The organism is Aminobacter sp. P4_H6_2 (assembly GCF_056400805.1).
Genome location: NZ_JBFUKO010000244.1, coordinates 1 through 7646 on the forward strand (window position 1 = coordinate 1; position 7646 = coordinate 7646).

Sequence of the window (7646 nt, forward strand, 5' to 3'; positions counted from 1 at the left end):
GATCAAGATCGTATCGTCCTTGGAGATCTTGAGGGCCGCTTCCTCGAGCTGCAGGCGCTTGGCGCTATCAGGCTCCTGCACCGACTGTGCAACCAGCTTGTCCAGCTCCGGATAGGACCATCCGCCGTAGTTCGACACGCCCACCTTGTCGTTCTTGGTGGAGAGCACCTGGGCCAGGATCGAATAGGCGTCGAGCGTCGGCTCGTTGGCCCAGCTCAGGTTGAACATGTCGGCCTTGCCTTGCGTGCGCTTCGGCGACTGGATAGCGCGCGGCGCGATGTCGATCGAGACGTCGAAGCCCGCGCGCTTCAGCATGTTGGCGATGCCAACGCAGAAGTCCTCCTCGTTGATACTCTCGTCGTTGGAGCACATGTAGGTGAACTTGAGACCTTCCTGGCCAGCCTCGGCGAGCAGCTTTTTGGCGCGTTCAGGATCGGCCTTGCTGTAGGTGTCGAGCGATTTGGCGTAGCCGGCGATCTCAGGGGCGATCAGCGAGCCGGACGGACGGGCAAGCCCGCGCATCACCTTGGCGTTGATCAGGTCGCGGTCGATCGCCGCTTCCACGGCCTCACGAACACGCACGTCGTTGAACGGATTGGCGCGTCCGTCCTCCAGCTTCTCATTGCGATTGAAGCCGAGGAAGACCGTGCGGAACTCCTGCTTCTTCATCACCGAAAGACCCGGCGAGCTTTCAAGACGGGGAAGGTCCTGGATCGGTGCGGAATCGACCAGATCGACTTCACCGGACAGCAGCGCTGCGACGCGCGTCGCGGCCGAGGCGATCGGCATGTATTCGATGCGATCTAGATTGTGCTTCTTCTCGTCCCACCAGAGGTCGTTGACGAGCAGCACAGTCTTGCTGTCGGCCACGCGGCTCTCCAGCTTGAATGGGCCTGTGCCGTTTGTGTTGTGGGTCGCGTAGCCCTCCGTCTTGGTGTCGACGGCGGTCGGCTTTTCGGAGTTGTTGTCCTTCAGCCATTTCGCGCTGAACATGAAGATGTTCGTCATGTCATTGAGGAACAGCGACGTCGGCGCCGAGACCTCGACGTCGACGGTGTAGTCGTCGACCTTCTTGCTGCTGACGTAGAGCGGGATGTTGCCGCGCAGCGGCGAGGTCGGATCGGTGACGCGGCTGAGCGAGGCGATCACGTCGTCGGCGGTGAAGTCCGCGCCGTTGTGGAACTTGACGCCCTGGCGCAGGGTGAAGCGCCAGACCTTGTTGTCGATGAGCTTCCACTCGGTCGCCAGCGCCGGCTCGATCTTGAAGTTGGCGTCGTAGCGGACCAGACCCTCATAGATATGGTTGAGGAACGACAGGTTGAATGTCGAAGCGATTGAGTCCGGATCAAGCGAATAGATGTCGGCGCGACCACCCCAACGCAGAGTTTCCGCACTGACTGGCCCCGCCATGGCGACTGCTGCCATTGCACCAAGAATGAGTTTTTTCAAGCGAGCCATTTTACCTCCCAGGGATCACGCTTCCTAGCCTGCAGCATCGTAACGAATGGAAAGATTGTCAACAATATTGTTGACGCAAATTGCCGACATCGGTAGCAAAATGGTCGGCAGCTGTGCGCGGCCTTTTGCCGTCCGCCAGCTCGTCTGCGGCCGCATTTGCGATGCGGGCCGGCACAATGGGAGGAAATCGCTTGAACGACCTGCTACTGCTCCACGCAACCATTGTCACTGTGGATCCCGACAGACGCATCATCGAAGATGGGGCAATCGCCATTTCAGGCGACAGGATTGTCGACATTGGTGCCAGCAGCGATCTCCAGCCCAGGCATCAAGACAAGAAGGTGATGGATTGCCGCGGCAAACTCATCATTCCCGGGCTGATCGACGCCCACGGGCATGCCGGTCATGTGCTCATCCGCAGCATCGCAGCGGACACCAACTCAATGTGGATGCGGATCGTAACGCCAACCTACCATCACTACACGACGCGCGATTACTGGTACGCAGATGGACTGGTGTCGGGTCTCGAGCGCTTGCGCGCCGGCGTTACCACTGGCGTCAGCATCATCTCGTCCATGCCAAGAAGCGACGATCCGGTCTTTGCCAGCAACCACGCCAAGGCCTACAGCGAGATAGGCTTGAGGGAAGTCATCTGCGTGGGTCCGGCCGGCCTGCCGTGGCCGCATGCGGTGACGCGGTGGGAAACCGGAAGTCCGGTGCGGCGGCACGTCTCGTTCGAGGAAATGATCGAGGGCGCCGAGGCGACGATCCAGGAATTGGACGGCAGCGCCGATGGACGCATCAAGGTATTCATTACGCCTTTCACCATCGTGCCCTCGCTCGACCCGTCGAACATGTCGACGCCTGACCAGGCGGTCAAGCTGACAGCTGACGACCGCATGCAGGCGCGGCGGGTGCGCGAGACGGCGCGGAAATGGGGCGTGCGCATCCATTCCGACGCCTTTGCCGGACAGATCCGTATGGCCTTCCAGGACAAGGAAAATGCTATCCTGGGCCCTGACGTGCACCTTCAGCATTGCTGGGGCATCTCGCATCAGGAGATCGATATCCTCGCCGAGACCGGCACCTTCGTTACCCATGCCCCTCCCGGCCGTGCCACGCCTATTCTGAACATGATCGCCAGGGGCGTTCCGGTGGCCATCACCACGGATGGCGTGTCCCCCAGCCGTCACTTTGACCTGTTCCAGACAGCGCGCTTGGCGCAGTACACCCAGCACCTGCTGGCCAATCACGACCGCTACCTGCTGCCGCCTGGCAAGCTTTTCGAGATGATCACCATCGATGCGGCCAAGGCTCTGGGCATGGCACACGAGATAGGCTCGCTGGAAGTTGGCAAGAAGGCGGACATCGCCATCATCAACATGCGCCAGCCGCACCTGACGCCCAACTGGATGGTGATCCATCGCCTCGCTCACCAGGTCCTTGGCGCCGACGTCGAGACAGTCATCGTTGATGGCAAGATCCTGATGGAGGGCGGCAAGGTGCTGACGACGGATGTCGACCAGGCGCTCGATTTCGGCGAGCGCGAAGCCCAGGCATTGGTCGGGCGGGCGGGCTTGCAGGCGCATATGCATAGCCCCGGCTGGGGACAGCTGAGCCGGACATTTGACGAGGCAGTCGTGCCGCCCGCGCCTCCAGCCGTCTGAAATCGGAGCCTGCAAGGCTCCACGCTAATTGGTCCGCGTGGTCACCAGGCGGACCAATTCCCGGTCGATCCTAGCTGTTCATCGCTAGGCGTCGCGACTCTACGACTGCGCCCGGCGCTTCCTTCTGGCGCGGATAATCATAAGCGTTGACCTTCGAGGTGGAGTAGCCGGCGCCGACAAGCGCCTCGGCAATCTTCAGCGCTGCCGTCACCCCGTCGATCACCGGAACGCCGGTTGCCTTGGCCAGGCGCTCGCACAGGCTCGACATTCCGGCACAGCCCAGAATGATCGTTTCTGCGCGATCTTCGACCTTTGAGCGCTCGATCACTTCGATCAGCAGGCGCTCGGCGGTTTCCGGGTCCTCTTCCAAACCAAGCACTGGCAGGTCGATCGCATGCACGGCGCGGCAATGATGCCCGGCGCCATAGGCCTGGACGATGTCTTCAATGATTGGTACCGAACGCGGAAGTGTGGTGATCACCGAAAAGCGGCGGCTGATCGTCATGGCAACCTGAACGGCTGCCTGGCAAATGCCGATGACTGGCCCCTTGGCCATTTCGCGGGCAGCGTGGAGGCCAGGATCGTCGAAACAGGCAATCACATAGGCATCGACGCCCAGCTCTTCGCCCTTGCGGATCTCGACCAACATATCCGGAACTGCCACCGCCTCATCGACACTGCCCTCGATGCTGACAGGCGACCTGGTCGGGTTTACCGCGGTGACGCGCGTTCCCACATTCGCAACACGTAGCGCGCTTTCCAGCACCTGGTTGGTCATGGAAGCGGTTGAATTTGGATTGATCAGTCGAATATGCACGTTGGTAAATCCTATTCGCCGCTCTCGGTGGCCTTCAACACATCCACAATCGTCGGCGCCTTGAGCACGAACTGACGATCGGAAGTGATGTAATTGTCTGCATGCAGCCGAGCGATCGGCTGGTAGACCTCTGGATTGACGTAGCGCCCGGCCTCGTCGAGACAGTCGCGGCGAACATGCATGTGGACCACTTCACCCAGCACGAGCACGCGACGCGGGAACTCGATCAGCCGCTCCACGCGACATTCGAAGGAACAAGGCGCATTGGCGACGTAGTCGACATCGATCTGTGCACCCTTGGCCGTAGGAAGCCCGGCGATCTCGAGTTCGTCGACGTCGCTTTCGAACCCCAGGCCGCAAACGAGCATCTGCTGCGACAGGGCCATGTCGACCATGCCTACCGCGAACTCTCCGGTTCTCCTGATGTTGGCGACCGTGTCTTTTTCCTCACCCGATGCGCGTGGCTGGATACCGAGCACCACAATGGGCGGCTCGTGCGAAAAGACATTGAAGAAGCTCATCGGCGCGGCATTGCTTCGCCCTGTGACTGAGCGGGTGGTGACAAGCGCGATCGGCCGTGGACCAATGAAATTGGTAAGCAGGCGATAGCGGCTTTCCATCTCCAGTTTCGTAAAGTCGAACTCCATTCGTTCTCTCAGTTCCGATTTGTTGGTACACAATCTGATACGTAATTGTCAGCAAAACGCGATTGGGGTAATCTATGCGAATGTTGACTTTTTGTTATCTATGGCGAATGTCGGCCTTGGTGGGGGCATAGTTTCATGACCGAACAGGCGAGCGTTTCGACACAGCAGATTGTCGAAAAGGTATGGCTTTCGATTGCAGAGCGCCGTCTGCGTCCGGGCGTCCAGCTGAAAGAGGGCCAACTGGCTGCTATTTTCGATGTCAGCCGCGCGCGCATCCGCCAGGCCCTGACTGCGCTTGAGCGCGAAGGGCTGGTGACAATCATCCCCAACCGTGGCGCTTTCGTTTGCCAGCCGTCTGTCGACGAGGCCAGGGACGTATTCGCCGTTCGCCGTGCGGTTGAAGCCTGCGTCGTCGAACGTATCGGAACCTCGATCTCGAAGGCCGATGTCGCGCGCCTGCGCAGCCATGTTGCCCAGGAACGGACCGCCAGCGCCAAGGACGTCACCACCGACATCATAAAGCTGTCCGGCGGTTTCCATCTTTTGCTCGCGGAGATTTCCGGCTCCGATTTTCTGTTCGGAATGATGCGCGACCTGATCTCGCGCACCTCCCTGATTACCGCCGTCTATCGCAACACGGCCCGTTTCAACTGCGGACCGGACGAGCATGATGAAATCGTCGAGGAGATTGCCAAGGGCAACTTCAAGAACGCCGCGGCGCTGATGGAACATCATCTCGAGCACGTCGAAACGGAACTCGACTTGCGGGAAGTGCGCGACATATCCCACGATTTGCGGGCCGCGCTGGCATAGTTCGGCCCGCGGCAACATCATTCGTCTCGCACCATGTGGCAGGCCACGCGCGTTCTGCTGGCGAGCGTGCGCACTTCAGGAAGTTCGCTCGAGCACAGTGCCGTGGCGATGGGGCATCGCGGATGGAACGGGCAGCCTGACGGCGGCTTGAGAGGACTTGGCACCTCGCCGCCGGCAATTTCGCGATCCCTGTTAGGACTTACAATGTTGGGGATCGTTTGCAGCAGAAGCTGCGTATAGGGATGGCGTGGCTGCGCGAAAAGCTCCTCCGTCTCGCCTTCCTCAACGATGCGCCCGAGATACATCACAGCGATGCGGTCGGACATGTGCCGAACCACGCTCAGGTCGTGGCTGATGAACAGATAGGTCAGCCCGAACTCGTCCTGCAGACGACGCATGAGGTTGAGCACCTGGGCTTGCACCGACACGTCGAGCGCCGAGGTCGGCTCGTCGCAGACCAGGAAGCGTGGCTCGCTTGCCAGAGCGCGCGCTATCGAGATTCGCTGGCGCTGCCCGCCTGAGAATTCATGCGGAAACTTCTCGCCATCCGATGCGGACAGGCCGACCGTCTTCAGCAACTCCACTACCCGCTCGTTGACCTCGGTTGCGGAGTTTCGCAACTTCAATTCGCGGATCGGCTCGGCGATGATGTTCTTCACCCGCCAGCGCGGGTTGAGCGACGCATACGGGTCCTGGAAGATCATCTGGGCCGATAGGGGCTGCCCATCATGGTCCAGCGCGAAACTCACCTCGCCGCTGTTTGGCTTGTACAACCCTGTCACAAGGCGCGCGACGGTCGACTTGCCGCAACCGCTTTCGCCGACCAGGCTCAGGCAGCCGCCCCTTGGAACCTCGAAGCTGATATCATTGACGGCTTGGAGATACTGCCGCGGCTTGCGCTCGATCACGCGATTGAGCCATGGCGCCGACACGTCGAACGTCTTGACCAGACGGTCAACGCTGAGCGCCGAGTTCTTCTGTGCGGACATGGCTGTCATGCGGTTCCTCCAGCATTCATCCAGCACGCGCTGGCTCCGGAGCCCGCCGGAAGCAGGCTCGGCCGTTCACGCCTGCAACGCGGTCCAGCTTCCTTGCAGCGTGGGCCGAAGGCGCAGCCTTCTGGGATCGCGTCGAGCCGCGGCATAGACCCGTCGATTTGGTTAAGGCGCTCCACACGTGCGCCAAGAGCCGGGATCGACGCCATGAGACCACGTGTGTACGGGTGCTGGGGGGCATGCAGCACTTGTTCAACCTGCCCGACCTCGACGAGGCGGCCGGCATACATCACGGCGATCCTGTCCGCGGTTTCGGCGATGACGCCCATGTCGTGCGTCACCAGCATGACGGCAGTCTGCTTTTCCTTGCACAGCTTGCGCAAAAGTGACGTGATCTGCGCCTGGATCGAAACGTCGAGGGCGGTCGTCGGCTCGTCCGCGATGATCAGTTTCGGCGAGGCGGCAAGCGCAAGTGCGATCACCACACGTTGCCGCATACCGCCGGAAAACTGATGCGGGTACTGGTTGATACGCTCCTCGGGCGACGGAATGCCGACGTCCTTCAACAGCGAAATCGCCCGCGCTTTGGCCTCCGCCTTACTCATGCCGAGGTGGAGCCGGATGGTCTCTGTCAGCTGCGCGCCAACCGTGAACAGCGGATTGAGCGAGGTCAGTGGGTCCTGGAAAATAGCACCTATCTCGCGGCCACGAATTTTCTCCATCTCGCGGTCGCCGAGCGTATCGATCCGGCGTTCGCCGAGCCAGATTTCGCCGCCTGCAATACGGCCGGGCCGTTCGAGCAGCCCCAGCACCGCGAGCCCCGTCATCGACTTGCCAGCACCGGACTCCCCGACGACACCGAGGATTTCGCCCGGACGTATCGACAAGCTGACATCAGAAAGCGCTGTCGCGATGCCGCGGCGGCCTGGGAATTCCACCTTGAGGTTGCGGACCTCAAGCACGGCTTTTTCAGCTTCAGCCATTGGTGTTGACCTCGATCGGATAGCTGGGCGGAAAGATTTCCGACACCGGCGGATTGCCCCAGCTGCGCTCTGGATACTTCGCAATGAGTCCGTCGAACTGCGTTTGCGCACGCTTCTGCGCTGCCTTCATGTCGATGCCAGCGACCTCGCCGAAACGCATGGACAAACGCCCGTCGACGAAGACCGCCTGCGTGACCTTGCCCGACCCGCCCGTCACCAACGTGGTGATCGGGTCGATGGAAGGCGCCATGACCGCGTCATCGAGG

The 7646-nt window shown here is 60.9% G+C and carries 7 protein-coding genes and 1 pseudogene; 2 read left to right on the top strand and 6 right to left on the bottom strand.

Going from position 1 to position 7646, the window contains the following annotated elements; translation table 11 throughout:
- A partial coding sequence (locus AC1DUU_RS17510) for an ABC transporter substrate-binding protein (protein WP_476784679.1) occupies window positions 1-1458 on the bottom strand: 1458 nt, incomplete at its 3' end.
- Window positions 1459-1649: 191 nt separating this feature from the next.
- On the opposite strand from AC1DUU_RS17510, the gene AC1DUU_RS17515 reads away from it, so the two are divergent.
- Window positions 1650-3125: an amidohydrolase family protein gene (locus AC1DUU_RS17515; RefSeq protein ID WP_476784680.1), complete on the top strand. Its 1476-nt coding sequence runs from the start codon at window positions 1650-1652 to the stop codon at window positions 3123-3125.
- A 70-nt stretch (window positions 3126-3195) separates the two neighbouring features.
- On the opposite strand, the gene AC1DUU_RS17520 is transcribed toward AC1DUU_RS17515, so the two are convergent.
- Together AC1DUU_RS17520 and AC1DUU_RS17525 are read right to left on the bottom strand one after the other, a co-directional pair.
- Window positions 3196-3942 (bottom strand): aspartate/glutamate racemase family protein, encoded by a 747-nt coding sequence (locus AC1DUU_RS17520; RefSeq protein WP_476784681.1) that lies wholly within the window; start codon window positions 3940-3942, stop codon window positions 3196-3198.
- Between the two features lie 11 nt (window positions 3943-3953).
- Window positions 3954-4589 (bottom strand): flavin reductase family protein, encoded by a 636-nt coding sequence (locus AC1DUU_RS17525; protein ID WP_476784682.1) that lies wholly within the window; start codon window positions 4587-4589, stop codon window positions 3954-3956.
- 135 nt (window positions 4590-4724) lie between these two features.
- Here AC1DUU_RS17525 and AC1DUU_RS17530 point away from each other — a divergent pair, with 135 nt between their 5' ends.
- Entirely contained in the window at window positions 4725-5402 is a 678-nt protein-coding gene (locus tag AC1DUU_RS17530; protein ID WP_476784683.1) for a GntR family transcriptional regulator, read from the top strand.
- Window positions 5403-5419: 17 nt separating this feature from the next.
- Here AC1DUU_RS17530 and AC1DUU_RS17535 read toward each other — a convergent pair whose 3' ends face one another.
- The 3 genes and pseudogenes from AC1DUU_RS17535 to AC1DUU_RS17545 form a co-directional block, all read right to left on the bottom strand.
- Window positions 5420-6400, bottom strand: coding sequence for an ABC transporter ATP-binding protein (locus tag AC1DUU_RS17535; protein ID WP_476784684.1), 981 nt, complete (start codon window positions 6398-6400; stop codon window positions 5420-5422).
- Complete coding sequence (locus AC1DUU_RS17540) at window positions 6397-7380, bottom strand: ABC transporter ATP-binding protein (RefSeq protein WP_476784685.1); 984 nt, start codon at window positions 7378-7380, stop codon at window positions 6397-6399. Before AC1DUU_RS17540 ends, AC1DUU_RS17535 begins: the two co-directional genes overlap by 4 nt.
- Window positions 7373-7646 (bottom strand): annotated as a pseudogene (locus AC1DUU_RS17545) (N-ethylammeline chlorohydrolase); the annotation flags it as partial. The gene AC1DUU_RS17540 and the pseudogene AC1DUU_RS17545, both read right to left, overlap by 8 nt.

Excerpts from the sequence above, each read along its gene's own strand:
- AC1DUU_RS17535 (WP_476784684.1), bottom strand. The coding sequence starts at position 6,400 with ATGACAGCCATGTCCGCACAGAAGAACTCGGCGCTCAGCGTTGACCGT.
- AC1DUU_RS17525 (WP_476784682.1), bottom strand. The coding sequence starts at position 4,589 with ATGGAGTTCGACTTTACGAAACTGGAGATGGAAAGCCGCTATCGCCTG.
- AC1DUU_RS17540 (WP_476784685.1), bottom strand. The coding sequence starts at position 7,380 with ATGGCTGAAGCTGAAAAAGCCGTGCTTGAGGTCCGCAACCTCAAGGTG.
- AC1DUU_RS17530 (WP_476784683.1), top strand. The coding sequence starts at position 4,725 with ATGACCGAACAGGCGAGCGTTTCGACACAGCAGATTGTCGAAAAGGTA.